This window comes from Microbacterium sp. S1037 (assembly GCF_048381605.1).
Classification (GTDB): domain Bacteria; phylum Actinomycetota; class Actinomycetes; order Actinomycetales; family Microbacteriaceae; genus Microbacterium; species Microbacterium testaceum_B.
In genome coordinates this window covers 583,050-603,163 of record NZ_JBLWIG010000003.1, presented here as the reverse complement: position 1 = coordinate 603,163, position 20,114 = coordinate 583,050, and the positions used below count along the sequence as shown (strand labels likewise).

Here is a 20,114-nt window from a genome sequence, read left to right as displayed (position 1 = left end):
TCCTCGACGGGATCAGTGCGCGGCGCGAAGCGTCGACACCTGGTACAGAGCCACGGATGCCGCGATACCGGCGTTCAGCGACTCGGTTGCGGCGGAGATCGGGATCGACACGACCTGGTCGCACGTCTCGGTCACCAGGCGCGAGAGCCCCTTGCCCTCGGAGCCCACGACGATGACCACGGGACGATCCGCGAGCTCGAGCGCGGGCAGCGAGACCTCGCCGTCACCGGCGAGACCGAGCACGAACACGCCCTGCTTCTTGAACTCTTTCAGCGTCGCGGTGAGGTTGGCCGCGAGCGCCACCGGGATGCGCGCCGCGGCTCCGGCACTGGTCTTCCACGCCGCGGAGTTGACGCTCGCCGAACGGCGCTGCGGAAGGATGAGCCCCTGGCCGCCGAACGCGCCGGTCGAGCGGATGATCGCCCCGAGGTTGCGCGGGTCGGTGACGCCGTCGAGGGCGACGAGCAGCGGGACCTCGCCGCGATCGATGATCTCTTCGAGCAGGTCTTGCGGGTGCGCGTACGTGTAGGGCGGCACCTTCAGGGCGACACCCTGGTGGACGCCGTCGAAGCCGGCCATGCGATCGAGTTCGGGCCGCGTGACCTCGAGCACCGGGATACCGCGGTTCGTCGCGATCGACAGCATCTCTTTGACGCGGTCGTCCATCTCGACCCGCTGTGCGATGTAGAACGCCGTCGCGGGGATCTTGGCGCGCAGTGCCTCGAGCACCGAGTTTCGGCCGGTGACGGTCTCGGTGTCGTCGGACGCCTTGGGGCTCTTCCGGTTCGCGTTACCGCCGACGCCGCGGACGGCGGGCTTGGCCTTGCCGCCGGCGGCGGCGTAGCGCTCCTGGGCGGCCTTGCGCTTGCCGGCGGGGTGCCACGCGCGGTCTTCGGCCTTGGGGGTGGGACCCCGGCCCTCGAGCGCCTTGCGGGAGTGCCCGCCGGTGCCCTTCAGGGGGCCCTTCTTCTTGCCGGGGTTGCGTGCGCCCGGGCGTCCTGGCTTAGCCATCGATACTCCAGTGGGTTCCGGCTGGAGTGTCCTCCAGCGTGATTCCTGCGGCGGCGATCGCGTCACGGATGCGATCCGCGGCCGCCCAATCCTTGTCCGCGCGCGCTTGCGCGCGCTGCGTGATCATCGTCTGGACGAGGGTGTCCAGAGCGGCGGTCTCCGCTCCCCCGCCGGTGCCACCCCACTGAGAAGAGTGAGGGTTAATCCCCAGGACGAGCGTCATCTGCATGACGTCCATGACATCCTGCTTCGCCTCATCGTACTTGCCGGCGTCGAGCAGCGCATTTCCGGACCGGATGCTCGAGTGGATGGCCGCCAGGGCCCGGGGCACCGAGAGGTCGTCGTCCATGGCGTCGGAGAACTCGGTGGGCAGCCCCTCCTTCCCCTCGGGCCACCCGGGCTCAACGACTCGTCGGGCCCGGTCGAGGAACGTCCGGATCCGGCCGAGGGCAGCCTCGGCCTCAGCCCACGATGCGTCGCTCAGATCGAGGTTGGAGCGGTAGTGCGCCGCGGCGAGCGCGTATCGCACCACCAGCGGGTCGTGCGCGTCGAGCACGTCGGACGCGAGGGTGAAGTTGCCGAGCGACTTCGACATCTTCTGCCCGTCGACGGTCACGAGACCGTTGTGCACCCAGTAGCGCGCGAACGCGTCGCCCGCCGCCGTCGACTGGGCGATCTCGTTCTCGTGATGGGGGAAACGCAGATCGAGTCCGCCGCCGTGGATGTCGAACTCGGGGCCGAGGTACCGGCGCGACATCGCGGAGCACTCGATGTGCCAGCCCGGCCGGCCCGCACCCCACGGCGATGCCCACGTCGCCGACGCGGGCTCACCCGGCTTCGCGCCCTTCCACAGGGCGAAGTCGTGCGGGTCGCGCTTTCCCCGGGGGTCGGCGTCGGACGCGGGCTCCATGGCATCCAGGCTCTGACGCGTGAGCTCGCCGTAGGTCGGCCAGGAGCGCACGTCGAAGTAGACATCCCCCTCGGCGGCGTAGGCGTGACCGCGCTCGATGAGCTCGGCGATCAGTTCCTGCATCTGCGTGACCGACGCCGTCGCGCGCGGCTCGTAGGTCGGCGGGAGGATGCCGATGGCGGCGTACGCGCGGGAGAACTCGAGTTCCATCCGGTACGCGAGCGCCCACCACGGCTCGGTGTCGGTGGCGTTCGCGAGCATCTTGTCGTCGATGTCGGTGACGTTGCGGACGAATGTCACCCGGCCGAAGCGGTGAGCGAGCCAGCGGCGGAGGAGGTCGAAGGCGAGAGCGGCGCGCACGTGCCCGATGTGCGGACCGGATTGAACGGTCGGTCCGCAGACGTAGAGGGTGACGTTCGACGGGTCGAGAGGCGTGAAGTCACGCAGGGCCTGAGCCTTCGTGTCGTAGAGCCGAACAGTCACCGCCCCAGCCTACCGGCCGCCTGTCTCCGCGACCCGAGTCTCCGACGCGCGACGCGTGCCGCGGGCGCCCCCGGAGGGCACCCGCGGCACGCGTCGGCCAGGGCGATCAGCGGCTCGATCGGCTCGCCGTGATCCGCGGCACGAGGAGGGCGGCGACGGCACCGACCAGGGCGGGGATTGCGAAGGCGTAGAAGTTCCACTCCACCGGGACTTGCGCGGCGAGCACCGCGGCCCCGAGCGGCGGACCGACGATCGCGCCGATGCGCCCGATCGACAGGGCCCAGGCGATCCCGTTGGCGCGCAGCTCCGTCGGATAGCGGGTGACCATGAGTGCGTTGCTCATGATCTGCGAGCCGATGAAACCGAACCCGCTGATGAACATGAGCACGTACATCAGCCAGAGCGGCGGGGCGAAGGCCATCAGGACGAGGCCGAGGGTGCCGGTGAGGAACGCGATGACGACCATCGCCTTGGCCCCGATGATGTCGGCGATCCGTCCGCCCACGATCACACCGACGATCACGCCGAGCCACATCGCCGCCGTGAGGTAGAGCGCATTACCGATGGCGTAGTCAGCGGCCTGGAGGATGGTCGGCAGCCACGCGCTGATGCCGAACACCAGCAGCAGACCGCAGAACGACACGATCCAGAACAGCACGGTGGCGGGTGCCACGCCCCGGGCGAAGAGCGCCCCGAGACCCAGCCAGCGTCCCGGGTGGCTTTCGACCTGGGCGCTCGGGTCGGGCAGGCCGAAGGCCGTCGCCAGCTCCCGCGCCTCATCGCGGCGCCCGGTGCGCCAGAGGAACGCGGGGCTCTCGGGGAGCCGCCGCAGCAGTGGCAGGAGGATGAGCGCCGGAACGACGCCGATGAGGTACAGCCAGCGGTAGCTCTGCTGTTGCAGAAGCGCGGCCAGGAGGGGCGCACACAGCGCCCCGACACCGTAGCCGGCCATCGTGAGGCCGATGTTGCGTCCGATGCGCCCCGGCTTGCTGATGTCCGCGGTGTACGCGTTCACCGTCGGCAGGACGACACCGAGGCCGAGGCCGACGACCAGGCGTCCGACGCCGAAGAGCACCGGCTCGCCCGCGACGGCGCAGACGAGCATGCCGACCGTGAACAGGCCGACAGCCACGCCGATCAGGCGCACCTGCCCGACGCGTTGCACGATCGCACCCGCGACGGCGGCTCCGACGAGCATGCCGACGCTGATGATCGCGCCGATGAGCCCCGCGGCGGGAAGGGTGAGCCCGAAACCCGGATCTTTCATGATGAGTGGGACGGAGGCACCCCAGACGGCGAGGTCGAAGCCCTCGAGGGTGCAGATCAGCGTCGCGATCGCGAGGGCGCGGCCGCTGCTGAGAAGCGGTCGCGACGCTCGTGTCGCGGCCGCGCGGGCGGTGGATGTGGTCATGGTGGCTCCTCGTCGTTGAGAGAACATCGGGTACTGCGAAAAGCGCGGGCGGGGGTCGTCAGCGCATGAGGGTGGTGTGATCGACCCCCTCACCGGGGGCGAGCACGATGTCGAAGCGGGTTCGGGCCCAGTTCCGGCCGCCCACGTCGCGGCCGTCGGGGGTCGGTTCGTCGGCGGCGTGATGCGACCAGTCGTAGACCAGACTGTCGCGGACGCCGAAGACGGAGTCCGCGTCCAACAGCTCGTCCCCGCGCACGAAGATGTGGGTGACCAGGGTCCGGTACCCCGGAGCCGTCACGAGGAAGTGCAGGTGCGCCGCGCGGTAGGGGCTGCGGCCGGTCGCTCGCAGCAACTCCCCCACAGGTCCGTCGTCGGGGATGGGATACGGCGTGGGGAAGAGACCCCAGAAGCGATAGCCGCCCTCGGAGTCGCTGAACAGGTGCGCACGGCCGTACACCTCGAACTCCTCGTGCTGGACATCGTAGAGCCCGTCCTCGTCCGCTTCCCACACTTCGATGCGAGCCCCGGGGATCGGCGTTCCCTCGACGTCGCGCACGGATCCCTCCACCCACGCCGGCTCGCCCGGCGCACCCCCGGAGAGGTCGCCCCCGAGCGGGATCTCCGGTGAGTCGTTGAGGAAGAACGGTCCGAAGACCGTCGCTTCGGTGGCATCCCCCACCGCCTCGTTGTTGACGGTGACGGTCTGCATCGACACGCCCAGCACGTCGGAGAGGAGGACGAACTCCTGTCGCGTCGGACTCGTGATGCGGCCGACACGCGTGAGGAAGTCGATCGCGACGTTCCATTCCTGCTCCGTGAGTCGCACCCGGCGCACGTAGTCGTGCAGGGTGTCGACCAGCTCTTCCATGAGGAGTTTCAGCCGCGCGTCGGAGGTGCCCGCGAACGAGGCCCGAACCCGCTCGACCAGCGCGTCTTCGCGGGCGGTCTGCTCATCGCTCTCGACGGTCATGCCGTCACCTCCTCGAGGGGTGCGCCCGCCCACGCCGCGCGCAGGAGGGTCGTCAGGTCATTCAGGCCCACCGGGCGAGGGGTGCTCGGCGGGATCGACGGCAGCGCGAGTTCCGCAGCCTCCGCGACGTCGTCCTCGCGCATGCCCAGGTCATGCAGTCCGGCCGGGATGCCGAGCTCGGCGCGCAGTGCCAGGAGCCCCGGTCCCGCGGGCACACCGCCGAGCGCCTGCGACACACGACCGGCGGCATCGGGAGCCGCGGGGGCGACGAAAGCCGTGACGTACGGCAGGACGATCGCGTGCATCTCGGCGTGCGAGAGGTTGTAGGCGCCACCGAGCGTGTGGCAGATCTTGTGATGGATGCCGCTGCCGGCCGAAGCGAACGCGACGGCGGCGAGGTAAGCACCGTAGAGAGTCTGCTCGCGCGCCCCGAGATCATCGGGATCGGCGGACAGTCGACGCAGTCCGGGGACGAGCGCACGGATTCCCTCGGTGCCGAGTGCGCGGTTGATCGGGTCTGCCCGGGGAGCCCAGAAACCGTCGACCGCGTGCGCGAGAGCGTTCATGCCGCTGGCGGTGGCGAGGCCCGCCGGCAATGAACGCGACAGCGCCGCGTCGTAGACGATCGCGCGCGGGAGCACACGAGGGTCGGATCCGGTGACCTTGCGGCCGTCCTCCGTCTGACCCCACACATCAGTGGCCTCCGAGCCGGCGAAGGTCGTCGGGACGGCCACCAGCGGCAGCGCGGTGTCGCGGGCGACGACCTTCCCCAGGCCCGTCGCCGACCCGCCGCCGACGGTGAGGACGAGGTCGGCGTCGACCTCGCGCGCGAGCCGGACGGCGGCCTCGGCGTTCTCGACCGGGACGTGCTGCACGACCTCGTCGATCCGGGCGGCGACGGGCACGCGCTCGAGGATCCGGGCGACGACCTCCGGAGCGGCAGCGTCGGCGACCAGCAGCACACGCTGCCCACCGAGATCCCCGACCGCCGTCGCGACGTTGTCGGCGGCGGCATCCGTGCCGAACAGCACCCTCTGCCCGAGAGTGCGGTGGTCGAAACTCAACGCCATCTCGAGATCACTCCCCCGCCCCGAGCCGGAACAGGCTCAGCGCGTTCGTGCGGCCGATCTTGCGGCGGTCGGCGTCGGAGATGGATGCCGTGTCGAACCACTCCGCGGCATGATCGATGTTCTCGAACGGCCAGTCCGTGGCGAACAGGATGCGGTCGGCACCGATCTCCAGGACGGCACCGATGAGGCTCTGCGTGCGGAAGTTGCCCGACGTGGTGATCCAGAAGTTCTCGGAGAAGTAGTCGACGAACTTCCGCTGCGCGGGATAGGTGTGCGGCGCCTCGACCCACTTGTTGCGGTGGTCGATGCGGTAGAGCATCGCGGGGATCCCCTCCCCCATGTGCCCGATCACGATCTTCAGGCCGGGGTGCTCGTCGAAGAGCCCACTCGCCATGAGGCGGAGTGCGTGCACGGCCGTCTCCTGCGCGAAGCCCCACGTCGGCCCGAGCAGCCACGGGTGACCGTCGTAGATCCGGGCGTCCTGAGGGAGCGGATTGCGGGGGTGGAGGTAGAACGGCACGTCGAGCCGCTCGACCTCGGCCCAGAACGCGCGGTACTGCGGAAGGTCGTAGTAGAGCGGGTCGTGTCCGTCTCCGTGCTGCTCGTCCTGCGAGAAGCCATTCACGAGGGCTCCGACGAATCCGAGCTCCTCCACGCACCGACGTAGCTCCGCGGTCGCGGCATCCGGATCCTGAAGAGGAAGTGCCGCGAACGCGCGGAAACGATCGGGCCTCTTGGCGACCTCTTCGGCGAGCACGTCGTTGGCGATCCGCGCGTACTCCACCGCGCGGTCGCGCTGCGGGATCGCCTGGATCGCGGGAGCGTTGAGGGAGAGCACGCATGTCTCGATGCCGTGCGCGTCCATCTGGTCGAGACGCTGCCCGTGGATGTCGAGCAGACGGTCCTGAAGGATCCTCCAGTAGTCGCCGGGCACGAAGCCCGCCGAGTCCTGCAGGGTCTGGGGAATGGCGAAATGCTCCTCGAGAGCGATCTTTCCGTTCATCGGGCGAGCACTGCTTCCTTCTCGGTGGTGGTGACGGCGCTGAGCAGAGTGGCGAGCAGCGAGCGCAGTTCCTCAGGGGTGGATGCCACACCGTAGGTGTAGCGATCGGGTCGCACGACGGCGGCGACCAGGCCGCTGCCTCGGAAGTAGCGGGTGTAGACGCCGCCCGTGTCGGAGAACCGCGCACGTTGGAACATGGACGTGATCGCGAAATCGGCGACCTCGCCGCCGACGGCCGCGAAAGCGGCGCGCACCTCGTCGTCCAGCGCCGACAGCGCCGCGGGCTCCGACACCACGATGAGCCAGTCGGCGGGGGCGAGGTCGTCGAACAGCCCGGTCCCCTCCGGCGTCGACACCAGTCCCTGCGGGAACAGGCTCCCATCGCTCGCGATGAGCCCGCCGCGCAGCGCGGGGTAGATCAGCTTGTCCGGCTTCTGGTTGGCCTGCCGGGCCGCGAGCATCCGTCGATCACGCTCGGCCGCTCGGAGAGGGTCACGTTCGGTCTGCACGCGTCCGAGTTCCACGGCGCGCTCGGTGATGAAACGCACGTGCGGCTCACGCTCGGCCTGATAGGTGTCGAGCAGCTCGTCGGGCGCTCCGTCGATGACCATCCCGAGCTTGAACGCGAGGTTTCGAGCGTCCCGGATGCCGGAGACCATGCCCTGCGCGAGGAACGGGGGCATCTGGTGCGCGGCATCGCCGGCCAGGAACACGCGGCCCGCGCGCCAGCTGTGCGCGATGAGCGACATGAACGTGTAGTTCGCGGTCCGGATGAGCTCGGCGTGGTGCGGCTGGAGGTAGGCCGCGACCTTTGCCCACACGAAGCCGGGTTCGGTGACCTCCTCGCGAGTCTGACCGGGCTCCAGACGGAACGAGAAGCGGTGGTGCCCGGGACCGATGTTGACGATGGCGATCGGCCCGTCGGGGTCGCACACCTGCCGGAAGGTCGGCAGCGTCTCCACCTCCCCGTGCAGGGCGAAGTCGCACACGAGCCAGTTCTCGAAGAACCCGTAGTCGTCCCAGGTCGATCCGATGTGCGATCGGACGAAGCCGTTGCCGCCGTCGGCGCCGACGACGAACCGCCCCGCGACCTGAAGCGACGATCCGTCGCCGCGGACCGCCGCGACCTCGACGTGGTCGTCGGCGTCGCGGATCGCGGTGACGGTCGCACCGCGCACGATCTCGACGTTCGGCATCGACGCGAGGAGTTCGACGAGGGTCTTCTCCACGTGAGGCTGGTACATCATGTATTGCGCAGGCCAGCCGCTGCGACCCGGGTTGTCGTACTCGATGTCGAGCAGGACCTCGCCTGCGGCGTTGGTCCAGACGTAGCCCGACTGCACGTTCGTCCCGGGCAGCATCTTCTCGGCGACGCCCAGCTTCTGGAACGTCCGCATCGTCTCGTCGTCGAACGCTGCAGCACGCGGAAGGTTGTAGAGGCTCTCGTACCGCTCCAGCACAGTGACCGTCCGGCCCTGCTGTCCGAGCAGCGCAGCCAGCGTCATGCCCGTCGGACCGCACCCCACGATCACCACATCGTTCATCGTCATCGGATCTCCTTCGAACCGTTTCACTATCGTGAACGCGTTCACCATAGTGAAGCTGACGGTACCACGTCCCCCGCTACGATCGGAAGATGTCCGACCCGATCGACGCCGACGACGACGCAGCCCCGCAGCGTCAGGGGATCCAGTCCGTCGAGCTCGCGATGCAGGTGGTGCGAGCGCTGGAAGAAGGTCGCGGCCCCCGCACTCTCTCGCAACTGGCGCAGGCATGCGGGATGAGCACGAGCAAGGTGCACCGGTACCTGGTGAGCCTCATCCGCTCGGGGCTCGTGTCGCAGTCCCAACGCACCGGCCTGTACGACTTCGGCCCGGCCGCGCGACGCGTCGGCATCGAAGCCCTGCGCCGCGTCGACGAGGTCGCCCTGGCAACCGAGTACCTCCCCTCCCTCCGCGACCGCACCACGCACTCGGTCAACCTCGCCGTCTGGGGAGACAATGGGCCGGTGCTCGTGCACTGGGAGTACGGCGAACACGCGCTGCCCATGAACATCCGCATCGGCTCGACGCTGCCGCTCCTGGACTCCTCGGTGGGCCAGGTGTTCCTCGCCTACCTCCCCGAGGCCATGACCCGGTCGGCGATCGTCGACGCGGCCTCCGCCGGCGAGAGCGCCGTCGCGGCCATGGCACACGCCGAGCGCATTCGCGCGACCGTCCGTGAGCGACGCGCGTCCGTGACCTCGGGCAGCGTCATGGCGGGACTCGCCGCCGTGGCCGCCCCGGTCTTCGCCGAAGGGTCGCTGCCCCTCGCCGTCTCCGTCGCTCTGCCGGCGCGCCTGGCCGACGACGAAGCGGTGGCCGCCATCGAACGCGAACTGCACGTCACCACGGCGGAGATCACCGCGGCGCTGGGCGCCACCACCGACGGACACATTCCCGTCACACGCCGCGGCTAACCTCGCAGCATGGACCTCGACATCCGCCTCGACGACCTCTCCGGCACACCGACGCGAGAGCTGGTGACGGCACATGTCGCCGGGATGCTCGCGAACACTCCGCCTGAGAGCTGCCACGCCCTGGATGCTGACGCGCTCATGGGCAAGGAAGCACTGCTGTGGTCAGCATGGGTCGACGGAGAACTCGCCGGCATCGGCGCCCTGTCGCCGTTCGGCGCCGAGGAGGGAGAACTGAAGTCCATGCGCGTGACCGACGCGTTCCTCGGGAAGGGCATCGGCCGCGCGATCTTGCGCCACATCGTGGCTGAGGCGCGGGCGCGTGGCATCCGGAGCCTGTGGCTCGAGACCGGCAGCGGCGACGACTTCGCGGCCGCGCGCGGCCTCTACGCGAGCGAGGGCTTCGTCGAGTGCCCGCCCTTCGGCGACTACCGACCCGACCCGCTGTCGACCTTCATGACGCGCGAGGTCTAGAGCGGAAGCACCAGCGCGGTCGCGAAGGCGGCGACTCCCTCGGTGCGTCCGGTGAAGCCGAGCCCGTCGGTCGTGGTGGCGCTGACCGAGACCGGCGCCCCGCCGAGAGCGCGTGAGAGCACATCCTCCGCCTCGACCCGGCGCGCGGCGAAACGCGGGCGGTTGGCCTGCACCTGGACGGAGACATTCCCGACGCGCCAGCCGGCGTCTTCGATCAGCCGCACCGTGTGCGAGAGGAAGGCCTCGGCGTGCGCACCCGAGAACTCGGGCCGATCGGTGCCGAAGTGGGTGCCGATATCGCCGAGGCCCGCGGCCGACAGCAGAGCGTCGACGATCGCGTGAGCGACGGCGTCACCGTCGGAGTGCCCGGACAGCGCCTGCTCGCCGGGCCACTCGAGACCAGCAAGCCAGAGCGTTCCCTCGCCGCCGAAGCCGTGGACGTCGGTCCCGATACCGATGCGCGGCGCGGCCGGGCGTCGCGACGCGACGAGAGCTCGCGCGCGGTCGAGATCGGGGGCGGTGGTGATCTTGAAGGAGTCCGCGTGGCCCGCGACCGTCACGACGTCATGGCCGGCAGCCGCGACGAGGGCGGCGTCGTCGGTGTGGTCGGCGTCGGCTGACGCGACCGCTGCCTCGAGCACGTCGCGTCGGAAGCCCTGGGGCGTCTGGGCGGCGGCGAGCTCGGAACGATCCACCGCGGCGAGAATGACCCCGTTCTCATCGACGCGCTTGATCGTGTCGACGACGGGGACGGCCGGGATGACGGCCGGTGCGCCACCCTCGAGCGCGTCGATCACGCGTTCGAACACCGAGACCGGGGTCAGCGCGCGCGCGGCGTCGTGCACGAGCACGAGGTCCACGTCCGCATCGAGCGCCGAGAGGCCCGCGGCCACGGATTCCTGCCGGGTACGACCGCCCACGACGACGCGGACGGCGTCTCCACCATCACCGTCTCCGTGATCGCCGGACACGGCCTGCACGTCGGCGCGGGCGGCATCCTGAAACCCGTCGGGCACGACGACCACGACCTGAGCACGCGGTGCCGCCAGAACCCCCCGGAGGGAGTGACGCAGGATCGAGTCGCGATCGAGAGGCACGAAGGCCTTCGGCGCTCCCCCCTGGAGACGGGTGCCGGAGCCGGCGGCGACGACGATGACCGCGAGACGCGGGGAAGGCGAGGGGATCACTCCCCTACGCTAGCGCGGGCATCGCCCGCCGCTCGGAAGGAACGACGGGCGATGGAACGTCTCAGGACGCGAGGACCTCGTCGAGCACGACGCTCGCGCGGTCTTCGTCGGTCTTCTCGGCCAGAGCCAGCTCGGACACGAGGATCTGACGAGCCTTCGCCAGCATGCGCTTCTCGCCCGCGGAGAGCCCGCGGTCCTGGTCGCGGCGCCACAGGTCGCGGACGACCTCGCTCACCTTGATGACGTCGCCCGAGGCCAACTTCTCGAGGTTCGCCTTGTAGCGCCGAGACCAGTTGGTGGGCTCTTCGGTGAACGGTGCGCGCAGCACGTCGAAGACGCGATCGAGACCCTCTTTACCGATGACGTCGCGAACGCCGACCAGGTCGACGTTGTCAGCCGGGACCTCGATCACGAGGTCGCCTTGCGTGACGTTCAGCTTCAGATACTTCTTCGTCTCGCCCTTGATGACGCGTTCTTTGACCTCGATGATCGTGGCCGCGCCATGGTGCGGGTAAACGACGGTCTCGCCAACCTCAAAAAGCATGGAGTTATGTCCTTTCGGCAACATCCAGGATACCACAGGCACTCATACGCTAAGGTTCCGCCCTCCTGACCCGCTTCCGCTCCGCGCGCCCCCTCGCGCGTGCGACGCGACGCGCGAAGGGGTACCGCGTTCGCACCCGAACCGACCGCGGTGCGCCGACCCCGTAGGATGAAGGTGTGCCGTCTGTCGTCCTGGGAGGATCCGTGAAATCGCGCCTGATCGCGTCCATCGCCGTAGGTGCCGCCGTCGTGCTGGGCACGACGGGTTGCAACATCCTTGCGCCCCAGGCGACGACGATCGACTACTCCGCCTCTGACGGAGTCAACGTCCCCGCCGCTTCGGGCCCCCTCGACGTCCGCAACGCTCTGATCGTCGCCGACGAGAGCGGCGAGGTCGGCAACTTCGTCGCCGCCGTCGTCAACTCCACGACCGAGCCGCAGACGCTGCGCCTCGAGGTCGGCGAGGGCTCCTCGGCCGTTCGCGCCTCGGTCAAGGTCCCCGCCAGCAGCACCCTCAGCCTGGGCGACCTCACGAATGGTGTGGAGCCGCTCCGTCTCGACGGTATCGAGGCCGTCCCCGGATCGACCGTCCCGGTCTACTTCCAGTCCGGCGACGGCGAAGGGGCGCTCATGCAGGTCCCCGTCCTCGACGGCGCGCTGCAGTACCTGAGCACTCTCGCGCCCACCCCGCAGGCCACCGCCTGGAAGACCCCGACGCCCAGCGCGACGCCGATGCCCAGCGCGACACCGAGCCCCACGCCGTCCTCCTGACGGAATGATGAAGGCGCCGACGGATTCCCGTCGGCGCCTTCGTCATTCCCGCCTCAGGCCTCGAATCGGTAGCCGAGCCCTCGGACGGTGACGAGCATCGTCGGCTCGCTCGGGCTCTGCTCGATGCGCGAGCGGATGCGCTTGATGTGAACGTCGAGCGTCTTGGTGTCGCCGAAGTAGTCGGTGCCCCAGACCCGGTCGATGAGCTGACCGCGAGTCAGCACGCGGCCGGCGTTGCGCATGAGGACCTCGAGCAGCTCGAACTCCTTCAGGGGCATGTTGATCTCCGCTCCATCCACCGCCACGGTGTGTCGATCGATGTCCAGGGTGACGCGTCCTCCGCTGAGGATCCGGTCGTCGAGGTCGGCGTCATCCGGGGTCCGACGTCGCAGGACGGCGCGCATGCGGGCCAGCAACTCCCGCGTCGAGTAGGGCTTCGTCACGTAGTCGTCGGCACCGAGCTCGAGCCCCACGACGATATCGACCTCGGAGTCCTTGGCCGTCAGCATGATGATCGGCACGTGCGACGACAGCCGGATCTGTCGGCAGACCTCGGTGCCCGGCATGCCGGGCAGCATCAGGTCGAGCAGCACGATGTCGGCACCGCGGTCGTGGAACGCCGTCAGGGCGAGAGCGCCGTCCTCGGCGATCTCGACCTCGTACCCCTCCCGCCGCAGCAGATAGGCCAGCGGGTCGGCGAGGTCCGGCTCGTCCTCGACGATCAGAACGCGGGTCATACGGTGTCTCCGTTCATGGGGGCGGGACGTGCAGCAGCGGCCTTGCGGCCCTTGCGTCCCGACTTGGGGCGGGGTTGCTCGAGGTCGGGCGCCTCGGACATCGGCAGTCGGATGGTGAACGTCGAGCCGCGGTCGGGGCGCGACCACAGTCGCACCTCGCCTCCGTGGCGCTGGACGGCGTGCTTGACGATCGACAGACCGAGCCCGGTTCCACCTGTGCGGCGGGATCGCGCCTGGTCGGCCCGGTAGAAGCGCTCGAATACGCGGTGCTGATCGGCTTCGGGGATGCCGATCCCGCGGTCGGTGACGGCGATCTCGACGACCGTGCCGTCGAGCTTCACCCCGACGCCCACCTTGGAGCCGCCGGGCGAATACGCGATCGCGTTCGCGACGAGGTTGCCCAGCGCCTCGGTGAGGATCTGCGGCTCGCCGCGCACCCACAGCCCTTTGGTCCCCCCGCGCACGACCGTCACCTGGGCCGAGTCCGCGGCGATCGCGTAGGCCTCGACCGCCGAGGTGACGACCTCGTCGATCGAGACGTCCCGCACGTCGCGCAGTTCGTCGGATGCCTGCAGACGAGACAGGCTCAGGATGCGGTTCACCAGGCCGGCCAACCGCGTCACCTCCGCCTGCAGCCGCGATGAGAAGTACCGCACCTGTTCCGGATCCTCGGCCGCGGATTCGATCGCCTCGGCCAGCAGGCTCACCGCCCCCACGGGAGTCTTAAGCTCGTGGCTGGTGTTCGCCACGAAGTCGCGACGCATCTCTTCGACGCGCTCGCGTTCGGTGATGTCACGCAGCACCAGGAGGACCAGTCGCGGCGAGATGGGAGTCGCGCGCACCGCGACCAGGCGCGGTTCTGCCGGCGCGGCGCCTCGGCGCAACCGCAGGTTCTCGCTGACCGACGCTCCCGTGTCACGCGCCGCCCGCGCGACGCGACGCAGTTCGTCGCTGGCGATCACCTCTCCGGCGACCAGACCGAAGACGCCCGCGGTCGATGAGAGCGCGAGAACCGTCGACGACATGTCGCAGACGAAGGCGGGGTCGTCCATCGCCCCGAGCATCGCCTCGACGCCCTCGGGCAGATCGACGGCGGTCTGCGCCAACGAACGATCGCGTGCTCGCAGGGCTCCGACCACGAGGCCGACGATGCCGCCCCCGAGCAGGAGTCCCACGAGGAGCGCGAGCAGCGAGAGCTGCGGTGGTTCCATGCCCCCAGCGTAAAGGCGTGGTCACGGCGTCACCGGCCGTTCAGGCACGGGATGCCGAAGCCGAACGTTACTATTCACTGTCACGGCACCATTCGTTCATCTTCGCTGGAAACAATCCCCGGAGGTAGCGGAACGCACATGTGCCGTGCCGCCGACGGAAGGTACCGCGATGCGCGAAGTATTCCACCAGTCCCTCGAGGACGTTCAGGCCCGCCTGGTCGAGATCGCCGACCTGGTGACGGTCGCGATCGACCGCGCCACACGCGCGTTCGGCACCAGCGACGTCTCGCTCGCCGAAGAGGTCATCGAGGCCGACGCGATCATCGACGAGAAGGCCGTCGAGCTCGATGAGCTCGCGATCGAGATCCTCGCGCGTCAACAGCCCGTCGCGCGCGACCTGCGGATCGTCGTCACGGCGCTCCGGGTGAGCGCCTCGCTCGAGCGCATGGGCGACATGGCCGAGCACATCGCTCAGCTGGCGCGATCGCGCTTCCCCGAGCGCGCGATCCCGAAGGGCCTCAAGACGACGTTCACCCGCATGGGTGAACTCGACGTCGAGGTCGCGCGCAAGCTCGCCGAGCTGCTGCGTACTCAGGACCTGCGCATCGCCGAGGCGATCCGCGACGCCGACGACGACATCGACGAGCTGCACGTCAGCGTCTTCGAGAAGGTCCTGGGCGACTCGTGGAAGGGCGAGGCCACCGCGACGGTCGACGCCACCCTCGCGAGCCGTTACCACGAGCGCTTCGCCGACCACGCGGTGTCGGTCGCCAAGAAGGTGGTCTACCTCGCGACCGGCGACTGGGCCGGCGCCGACGACGAGATCGAGCACGAGCCTCACCCCGTGATCTGAGCGGCAAAACGAGAAGGGGGTGGATGCCGATCGGCATCCACCCCCTTCTTCGTCGCGGTGTCAGTGCTTGTTGCCCTGCGCAGCCACGGCCGCGGCGCCCGCGGCGGCCGCCTCGGGGTCGAGGTACTGGCCCGGGCCGAGCGGCTTCATGTCGTCGTCGAGCTGGTAGACGAGCGGGATGCCGGTGGGGATGTTGAGCTCGGCGATGTCGGCGTCGCTGATGCCCTCGAGGTGCTTGACGAGACCGCGCAGCGAGTTGCCGTGCGCGGTGACGAGGACCGTCTTGCCTGCCTGCAGGTCGGGGACGATGTCGCTGTGCCAGTAAGGCAGCATGCGGTCGATCACGATCTTCAGCGACTCGGTGTCGGGCACCTCGCCGTCGATGCCCGCGTAGCGCGGGTCGCCGACCTGGCTGTACTGGTCGTCGGCGGGCAGGGGCGGCGGCGGAACGTCGAACGAGCGACGCCAGAGCATGAACTGCTCGTTGCCGAACTCCTCCAAAGTCTGCGCCTTGTCCTTGCCCTGCAGCGCGCCGTAGTGACGCTCGTTGAGGCGCCAGGAGCGCTTCACGGGGATCCACAGGCGATCGGCCGCGTCGAGGGCGATGTTCGCCGTCTGGATCGCGCGGCTGAGCACCGAGGTGTGCAGCACGTCGGGCAGGGTGCCGGACTCGGCGAGCAGCTCGCCGCCGCGCTTCGCCTCGGCCTTGCCCTGGTCGGTGAGTCGCACGTCGACCCAGCCGGTGAACTGGTTGGTCTTGTTCCACTCGCTCTGCCCGTGGCGGAGGAGGATCAGCGTGTGAGGCATGACTCCATGCTATCGACGCGCGGACTGCTCCCGAGCGGAGCCTGCTCCCGAGCCGAGCCTGGCATCATGTCGGGAGTGACTTCCTCCCCCGTCGGCCGCCCGACCCGCGGCACGACCGGGACCAACCGCCTCCGCCGGATCGATCGGTGGATCGCTCGGCATCCCGTGCTCCGTCGCACCGAGGATCCGCTCGTGGTCGATCTGGGGTTCGGCGCGAGTTCGGTCACGCCCGTCGAGATGCTGTCGCGTCTCCGGCGCGAGCGCCCGGACGCGCGCGTCGTCGGTCTCGAGATCGACCCGGAGCGCGTGGAACGCGCCCGTGCCGAGGCGCGGGGCATCGACGGCGTGCGCTTCGCGCGCGGCGGCTTCGAGATCCCCCTGCCCCGCGGCGAGCGTCCCGCCGTCGTCCGCGCGATGAACGTGCTGCGGCAGTACGACGAGGGCGACGTCGCCGATGCGTGGGCCCTCATGTGCGCGCGACTCCAGCCCGACGGCATCCTCGTCGAGGGCACGTGCGACGAGATCGGTCGCGTCGCGACGTGGATCGAGGTCGGGGCGGATGCCGAGCCCCGGAGCCTCACGATCTCGCTCCGCCTCGCCGGGCTGGACGTGCCCTCGATCGCCGCCGAGCGTCTACCCAAGGCTCTGATCCACCGCAACGTCCCCGGGGAGCGCGTGCACGAGTTCGTGGCATCCGTCGATCGGGAGTGGACGCGGGCGGCCGCGGTCGCGCCCTTCGGGCCGGTGCATCGGTGGCGGACGGCGATGCACGCCCTCGCCGACGCCGGATGGCCGCTCGTGCGCCGCGAGCGCTGGCGGCTCGGCGAAGTCGGTGTGGCCTGGGACGCGGTGGCTCCGCGCTGACGCGCGCCGCGACGCTCTCAGATGCGCGGGAGCAGGGCCCGCGCCTCGGCCGACGGCATCCCCGCCGCGACCAGGAGATCGACGGCCAACGGACGCATCGCGGCCACCAGGTTGAGCTCGCCGACCCCGCCACCGGGGAGCAGCGCCGCCGGATCGAGGCGGCGGATCACCGCGACCACGGCCGATCGGGCAGCCGGCTCGAGCGAGATGTCGTCGAGGCTGTCCCGCACCAGAGCCGCACCGCGCGCCAGTTCCGCGAGGAGGTCGGCGGGAACCGGACGTGCTTGTCCGTCGGCGCACAGGTAGGCGGCGCGGCGAGCGACCACGCGGAGGTTGCGGGTCGCGAGGTCGAGGGCTTCACGCACGCGGGCGTGACGCTGCAGCTCGGTGCGCTGCCGTCGGAGGAACGGGGAGATCCGGGCGACCTCTTGACCGGACTCGAGCGAGCCGCTCCACGCGTCGACATAGGTCTGCAGCGAGCGCGCGCGCTCGAGCCCGCGTTCGGCACGGGCTCTGTCACCCCGGCGAAGCGCGCGCACGATGGTGTTCATCGCCACATCGAGCGCGTCGAAAAGCTCGTCGGCGTCACGCAGCTCGGTGCGGCGCAGGGTGCGCGGGATGAGGGCCGTGACGATGAGGGCCGCCACTCCCCCGACGGCCCCGTCGACGAGTCGGAGGAACGGCACCCCCGAGACGAGGACGAGCGCGATGAGCGACTGCACGACCGCCGCGAGGGCGAAGCCGGGTTGCGGGGAGAGGAAGCGCGCGGCGATGAGCGTGACGGTCATCGCGACCGCGATCTGCCACCACCCTGCGCCCGCGATCAGGAGCACGAGTTCGGCGATCAGGATGCCGACGAGCATCCCGGCGACGGTCTCGGCCACGCGCCACGGGCGGGCGTCGCGCACGAGCCCCAGGCTCGACACCGTCACGGTGGCGGCGAGGAGGGGGACGGAGTGTCCGAGCACGAAATGCGCGAAGCAGTAGGCGGCCGTGGCCGCGACGACGATCTGCGCGATCGCCGGAAGCGACTCGCGCACCCGGACACTCCGGCGCGTGAGGGCCGTGCGCCATCCGGGCCGCGCGACCGCCACCCCGACGGTGGTGGTCGACGCGTCGTCCCCGGTCATTCCGCGGCGCGACGACGACCGAGGCGCGGGAGCCGCGGGATCGAGGCCGTGGCACCCGCATCAGCGGGCACGACGGTCTCCTGCGCGGCCGCGAGCGGACCGTCGGCGGTCTCGACGACGAGCGGCACACCCTCCGGCGCGGTGCGCTTGATCAGCGCGAGCGCGATCGGTCCCTCTTCGTGGTGGACGGCGACCGAGGTGATGGCCCCGATCACCGCGTCACCCGCGCGGACCTCGTCGCCCCGTTGCGGAAGCACGTTGTCGCTGCCGTCGAGCTGCAGGGCGACCACGCGCCGGGGCGGGTGACCGAGGTTGTGGACCTTCGCCACGGTCTCCTGACCGCGGTAGCAGCCCTTCGACAGGTGAACCGCGGTGCGCAACCAGTCCATCTCGTGCGGCAGCAGGCGCTCGTCGGCATCGACACCGACGCGCGGGCGCCACGCGGCCACGCGCAGCGCTTCGACGGCGTCGAGGCCTGCGAGCGCGACCTCTCCGCGTACGGCGGAATCGATCACGCGGTCGAACTCGGCGGCATCCAGGATCGCTTCCGCCCAGTCACGCTCGGAGCCGGGGTGCGGCTCGACACGCGCGTACGCCCATCCTCCGGGCGACACGTCGGGCCACGGGTCGACCCACACCGGCGCGACCGCCGACAGCGCCGAGACCGCGTCGCGTGTACCGCCTACGACGAACAGGTCGTCGGAGCGGTCCTTCACCTCGACCCGCAGGCGGAACCGCATGCGCGTGAGCCACCCGGCGAGCGCCTCGACGTCGGCCCTGTCGACGATGAGCCACGAGGTCTCTCCGTCGTCGACGACGGAAGCGGCGTGCTCGACGCGTCCCTGGGGATCGAGGATGAGCATCTCGGTCGACACGCCCGGCGCCAGGTGCGTCAGCGCCTGCGAAGAGAGCGAATCCAGCCAGCTGCGGCGGTCCTCACCACCGACCGAGATGACACCACGGTCGCCGAGCGGGGCGAGAGCGGACCCGGATGCCAGGCGTCGCTGCTCCGCGACCGGGGAACCGACGTGACGCAGACCGCGATCGTCGACCACGGCGCCGGGGACGTCCGCGAGCGTCGCCATCGTCACTCCGCCCGCGCGAGACGCGCCGAGGCGTGCGAGCCCAGCTCGCGCCCGAGAGCGGCGATGTCCCACGCCCAGAGCAGGTGGTTGTCGACGAGCCCGTACAGACGGGTCGCGGCGGTGTACGGCTTCGCGCCGGCCGTGCGCACGACGGCGTCGGTGGCGAGGTCGATGCGCGGGCCCTTGACCTGTCCGACATACAGCTCGAGGACGCCGTCCGAATGCACGAGGCTCACCTCGAGGTCGAACCCGCCGTCGTCGTTGCGGAGCTTCTCGACGTCGTCGGCCGTGCGGACGACCGCGGACTCGGTCGGCGGGAGCAGCGCCGGACCGGCGTCAGCGCCGCCGGAGGGGCGCGCGACGCGCCAGTAGCCGATCTCGGAGACGAGGGGGCGCCGCTCCTCCCCGGCGAGGAGCCACGCGTCCGCGGAGTAGTTCAGGAAGTCCCCGCCGTCGTGGCTGAAGCTCACGCGGTGCGCGAACTCGCCCGAGTAGGAACGACCGTCCGCCTCGTAGTCGATGACCCCGGTGCCCTCCCAGACGCCGAGGAGCCACGAGAGGGGGACGAGGTCGGCGGGAAGGTCCGTCGGAATCTCGATCACGAGATGCCGATCAGCGCTGGCCGCGGAAGAGGTTCCAGATGACCGTGCCGGAGACGAAGGCGATCGCCAGCGACGCCAGGCCCAGAAGTCCCACGAAGAACAGTTCGAGCGCGAGGAGATTCATGCCTCAACTCTAGCGGGGAACGATGGCCGCCAGACCGAAGCCGGCCGTGATGAGTCCGAGAACGACGAGAGCGCCCAGGACGCTCGCGGCCATGCGCTGGATGAACGCCTGCGACCGGCCGTACCAGAGCTGGATGGCGAAGGCGGCGACCACGCACACCCCGAGGGCCACGGTGACCCACTGCGCCCGCCACGGAGCCGGCACCAGGATGCCGATCGCCACCCCCGCGATGACGGCCAGGACCCACACGGCGATCACGCCACCGTAGGTGCGGCGCGGTACGAGGTCGGGCGTCGACATGCCCCCATCATTGCTCAGACCGCGGCGTGACGCACGCCCCGGACGGCGGCGTGCGGCGTGGTGGCGTGCCTCACCCTAAGATGGGCGGGTGTGCGGCAGCCCGCACTGGGAGG

At 70.1% G+C, this 20,114-nt stretch carries 21 protein-coding genes; 5 read left to right on the top strand and 16 right to left on the bottom strand.

From position 1 onward, the window contains the following. Nucleotides 1–12: 12 nt before the first annotated feature. From rlmB to ACMW4R_RS17865, 7 genes are all read right to left on the bottom strand, one after another. Nucleotides 13–1,011 carry a 23S rRNA (guanosine(2251)-2'-O)-methyltransferase RlmB gene (rlmB, locus tag ACMW4R_RS17895; protein WP_058614805.1) on the bottom strand — a complete coding sequence of 333 codons (999 nt, stop codon included), beginning with the start codon at nucleotides 1,009–1,011 and terminating at the stop codon, nucleotides 13–15. Continuing rightward, nucleotides 1,004–2,404 carry a cysteine--tRNA ligase gene (cysS, locus tag ACMW4R_RS17890; RefSeq protein ID WP_418300571.1) on the bottom strand — a complete coding sequence of 467 codons (1,401 nt, stop codon included), beginning with the start codon at nucleotides 2,402–2,404 and terminating at the stop codon, nucleotides 1,004–1,006. The genes rlmB and cysS overlap by 8 nt, the downstream gene beginning before the upstream one ends. 106 nt (nucleotides 2,405–2,510) lie before the next feature. Then, complete coding sequence (locus tag ACMW4R_RS17885; protein WP_418300570.1) at nucleotides 2,511–3,815, bottom strand: MFS transporter; 1,305 nt, start codon at nucleotides 3,813–3,815, stop codon at nucleotides 2,511–2,513. Between the two features lie 58 nt (nucleotides 3,816–3,873). Continuing rightward, nucleotides 3,874–4,785: a dioxygenase gene (locus tag ACMW4R_RS17880; protein WP_418300569.1), complete on the bottom strand. Its 912-nt coding sequence runs from the start codon at nucleotides 4,783–4,785 to the stop codon at nucleotides 3,874–3,876. Beyond that, nucleotides 4,782–5,855, bottom strand: coding sequence for a maleylacetate reductase (locus ACMW4R_RS17875; protein ID WP_418300568.1), 1,074 nt, complete (start codon nucleotides 5,853–5,855; stop codon nucleotides 4,782–4,784). The genes ACMW4R_RS17880 and ACMW4R_RS17875 overlap by 4 nt, the downstream gene beginning before the upstream one ends. Before the next feature lie 7 nt (nucleotides 5,856–5,862). Beyond that, the gene (locus ACMW4R_RS17870) at nucleotides 5,863–6,858 is read right to left on the bottom strand and encodes an amidohydrolase family protein (RefSeq protein ID WP_418300567.1); all 996 of its coding nucleotides are present in this window, start codon (nucleotides 6,856–6,858) and stop codon (nucleotides 5,863–5,865) included. After that, entirely contained in the window at nucleotides 6,855–8,408 is a 1,554-nt protein-coding gene (locus tag ACMW4R_RS17865; RefSeq protein ID WP_418300566.1) for a bifunctional 3-(3-hydroxy-phenyl)propionate/3-hydroxycinnamic acid hydroxylase, read from the bottom strand. Before ACMW4R_RS17865 ends, ACMW4R_RS17870 begins: the two co-directional genes overlap by 4 nt. An 86-nt stretch (nucleotides 8,409–8,494) precedes the next feature. On the opposite strand from ACMW4R_RS17865, the gene ACMW4R_RS17860 reads away from it, so the two are divergent. Together ACMW4R_RS17860 and ACMW4R_RS17855 are read left to right on the top strand one after the other, a co-directional pair. Beyond that, nucleotides 8,495–9,316: an IclR family transcriptional regulator gene (locus ACMW4R_RS17860; protein ID WP_418300565.1), complete on the top strand. Its 822-nt coding sequence runs from the start codon at nucleotides 8,495–8,497 to the stop codon at nucleotides 9,314–9,316. A gap of 9 nt (nucleotides 9,317–9,325) precedes the next feature. Then, nucleotides 9,326–9,787 (top strand): GNAT family N-acetyltransferase, encoded by a 462-nt coding sequence (locus ACMW4R_RS17855; protein ID WP_058597432.1) that lies wholly within the window; start codon nucleotides 9,326–9,328, stop codon nucleotides 9,785–9,787. Here the strand turns inward: ACMW4R_RS17855 and ispD are convergent. After that, entirely contained in the window at nucleotides 9,784–10,974 is a 1,191-nt protein-coding gene (gene ispD / locus ACMW4R_RS17850; RefSeq protein ID WP_418300564.1) for a 2-C-methyl-D-erythritol 4-phosphate cytidylyltransferase, read from the bottom strand. The genes ACMW4R_RS17855 and ispD overlap by 4 nt on opposite strands. A gap of 61 nt (nucleotides 10,975–11,035) precedes the next feature. Further along, complete coding sequence (locus ACMW4R_RS17845) at nucleotides 11,036–11,518, bottom strand: CarD family transcriptional regulator (RefSeq protein ID WP_013585821.1); 483 nt, start codon at nucleotides 11,516–11,518, stop codon at nucleotides 11,036–11,038. Nucleotides 11,519–11,721: 203 nt separating this feature from the next. On the opposite strand from ACMW4R_RS17845, the gene ACMW4R_RS17840 reads away from it, so the two are divergent. Further along, a complete protein-coding gene (locus ACMW4R_RS17840; protein WP_418300563.1) occupies nucleotides 11,722–12,288 on the top strand; it encodes a DNA modification methylase in 567 nt (188 codons plus the stop codon). A gap of 53 nt (nucleotides 12,289–12,341) precedes the next feature. Here the strand turns inward: ACMW4R_RS17840 and ACMW4R_RS17835 are convergent, their stop codons facing one another. Together ACMW4R_RS17835 and ACMW4R_RS17830 are read right to left on the bottom strand one after the other, a co-directional pair. Then, on the bottom strand, nucleotides 12,342–13,025 hold the full coding sequence (locus tag ACMW4R_RS17835) for a response regulator transcription factor (RefSeq protein ID WP_058597430.1): 684 nt from the start codon (nucleotides 13,023–13,025) through the stop codon (nucleotides 12,342–12,344). Then, entirely contained in the window at nucleotides 13,022–14,236 is a 1,215-nt protein-coding gene (locus tag ACMW4R_RS17830; protein ID WP_058597429.1) for a sensor histidine kinase, read from the bottom strand. The genes ACMW4R_RS17835 and ACMW4R_RS17830 overlap by 4 nt, the downstream gene beginning before the upstream one ends. 169 nt (nucleotides 14,237–14,405) lie before the next feature. Here ACMW4R_RS17830 and phoU point away from each other — a divergent pair, with 169 nt between their 5' ends. Then, complete coding sequence (phoU, locus tag ACMW4R_RS17825) at nucleotides 14,406–15,089, top strand: phosphate signaling complex protein PhoU (RefSeq protein ID WP_058597428.1); 684 nt, start codon at nucleotides 14,406–14,408, stop codon at nucleotides 15,087–15,089. 60 nt (nucleotides 15,090–15,149) lie between these two features. Here phoU and ACMW4R_RS17820 read toward each other — a convergent pair whose 3' ends face one another. Further along, nucleotides 15,150–15,896, bottom strand: coding sequence for a phosphoglyceromutase (locus ACMW4R_RS17820; RefSeq protein ID WP_058597427.1), 747 nt, complete (start codon nucleotides 15,894–15,896; stop codon nucleotides 15,150–15,152). A gap of 66 nt (nucleotides 15,897–15,962) precedes the next feature. On the opposite strand from ACMW4R_RS17820, the gene ACMW4R_RS17815 reads away from it, so the two are divergent. Beyond that, the gene (locus tag ACMW4R_RS17815) at nucleotides 15,963–16,760 is read left to right on the top strand and encodes a class I SAM-dependent methyltransferase (protein WP_058628408.1); all 798 of its coding nucleotides are present in this window, start codon (nucleotides 15,963–15,965) and stop codon (nucleotides 16,758–16,760) included. Nucleotides 16,761–16,777: 17 nt separating this feature from the next. Here the strand turns inward: ACMW4R_RS17815 and ACMW4R_RS17810 are convergent, their stop codons facing one another. From ACMW4R_RS17810 to ACMW4R_RS17795, 4 genes are all read right to left on the bottom strand, one after another. Beyond that, nucleotides 16,778–17,890 (bottom strand): FUSC family protein, encoded by a 1,113-nt coding sequence (locus ACMW4R_RS17810; RefSeq protein WP_418300562.1) that lies wholly within the window; start codon nucleotides 17,888–17,890, stop codon nucleotides 16,778–16,780. Beyond that, complete coding sequence (locus ACMW4R_RS17805; protein WP_058628407.1) at nucleotides 17,887–18,975, bottom strand: YgfZ/GcvT domain-containing protein; 1,089 nt, start codon at nucleotides 18,973–18,975, stop codon at nucleotides 17,887–17,889. The genes ACMW4R_RS17810 and ACMW4R_RS17805 overlap by 4 nt, the downstream gene beginning before the upstream one ends. A 2-nt stretch (nucleotides 18,976–18,977) precedes the next feature. Next, nucleotides 18,978–19,577 carry an FABP family protein gene (locus ACMW4R_RS17800; RefSeq protein ID WP_058597424.1) on the bottom strand — a complete coding sequence of 200 codons (600 nt, stop codon included), beginning with the start codon at nucleotides 19,575–19,577 and terminating at the stop codon, nucleotides 18,978–18,980. A 133-nt stretch (nucleotides 19,578–19,710) separates the two neighbouring features. After that, a complete protein-coding gene (locus ACMW4R_RS17795) occupies nucleotides 19,711–20,001 on the bottom strand; it encodes a hypothetical protein (RefSeq protein ID WP_058626108.1) in 291 nt (96 codons plus the stop codon). Nucleotides 20,002–20,114: the final 113 nt, after the last annotated feature.

Bases quoted from the DNA above. Each gene is read 5' to 3' on its own strand.
- rlmB (WP_058614805.1), bottom strand. From the start codon at position 1,011: ATGGCTAAGCCAGGACGCCCGGGCGCACGCAACCCCGGCAAGAAGAAG.
- ACMW4R_RS17885 (WP_418300570.1), bottom strand. From the start codon at position 3,815: ATGACCACATCCACCGCCCGCGCGGCCGCGACACGAGCGTCGCGACCG.
- ACMW4R_RS17880 (WP_418300569.1), bottom strand. From the start codon at position 4,785: ATGACCGTCGAGAGCGATGAGCAGACCGCCCGCGAAGACGCGCTGGTC.
- ACMW4R_RS17875 (WP_418300568.1), bottom strand. From the start codon at position 5,855: ATGGCGTTGAGTTTCGACCACCGCACTCTCGGGCAGAGGGTGCTGTTC.
- ACMW4R_RS17870 (WP_418300567.1), bottom strand. From the start codon at position 6,858: ATGAACGGAAAGATCGCTCTCGAGGAGCATTTCGCCATTCCCCAGACC.
- ACMW4R_RS17865 (WP_418300566.1), bottom strand. From the start codon at position 8,408: ATGACGATGAACGATGTGGTGATCGTGGGGTGCGGTCCGACGGGCATG.
- ACMW4R_RS17860 (WP_418300565.1), top strand. From the start codon at position 8,495: ATGTCCGACCCGATCGACGCCGACGACGACGCAGCCCCGCAGCGTCAG.
- ACMW4R_RS17855 (WP_058597432.1), top strand. From the start codon at position 9,326: ATGGACCTCGACATCCGCCTCGACGACCTCTCCGGCACACCGACGCGA.
- ACMW4R_RS17845 (WP_013585821.1), bottom strand. From the start codon at position 11,518: ATGCTTTTTGAGGTTGGCGAGACCGTCGTTTACCCGCACCATGGCGCG.
- ACMW4R_RS17835 (WP_058597430.1), bottom strand. From the start codon at position 13,025: ATGACCCGCGTTCTGATCGTCGAGGACGAGCCGGACCTCGCCGACCCG.
- ACMW4R_RS17830 (WP_058597429.1), bottom strand. From the start codon at position 14,236: ATGGAACCACCGCAGCTCTCGCTGCTCGCGCTCCTCGTGGGACTCCTG.
- phoU (WP_058597428.1), top strand. From the start codon at position 14,406: ATGCGCGAAGTATTCCACCAGTCCCTCGAGGACGTTCAGGCCCGCCTG.
- ACMW4R_RS17820 (WP_058597427.1), bottom strand. From the start codon at position 15,896: ATGCCTCACACGCTGATCCTCCTCCGCCACGGGCAGAGCGAGTGGAAC.
- ACMW4R_RS17815 (WP_058628408.1), top strand. From the start codon at position 15,963: ATGTCGGGAGTGACTTCCTCCCCCGTCGGCCGCCCGACCCGCGGCACG.
- ACMW4R_RS17810 (WP_418300562.1), bottom strand. From the start codon at position 17,890: ATGACCGGGGACGACGCGTCGACCACCACCGTCGGGGTGGCGGTCGCG.
- ACMW4R_RS17805 (WP_058628407.1), bottom strand. From the start codon at position 18,975: ATGGCGACGCTCGCGGACGTCCCCGGCGCCGTGGTCGACGATCGCGGT.
- ACMW4R_RS17795 (WP_058626108.1), bottom strand. From the start codon at position 20,001: ATGTCGACGCCCGACCTCGTACCGCGCCGCACCTACGGTGGCGTGATC.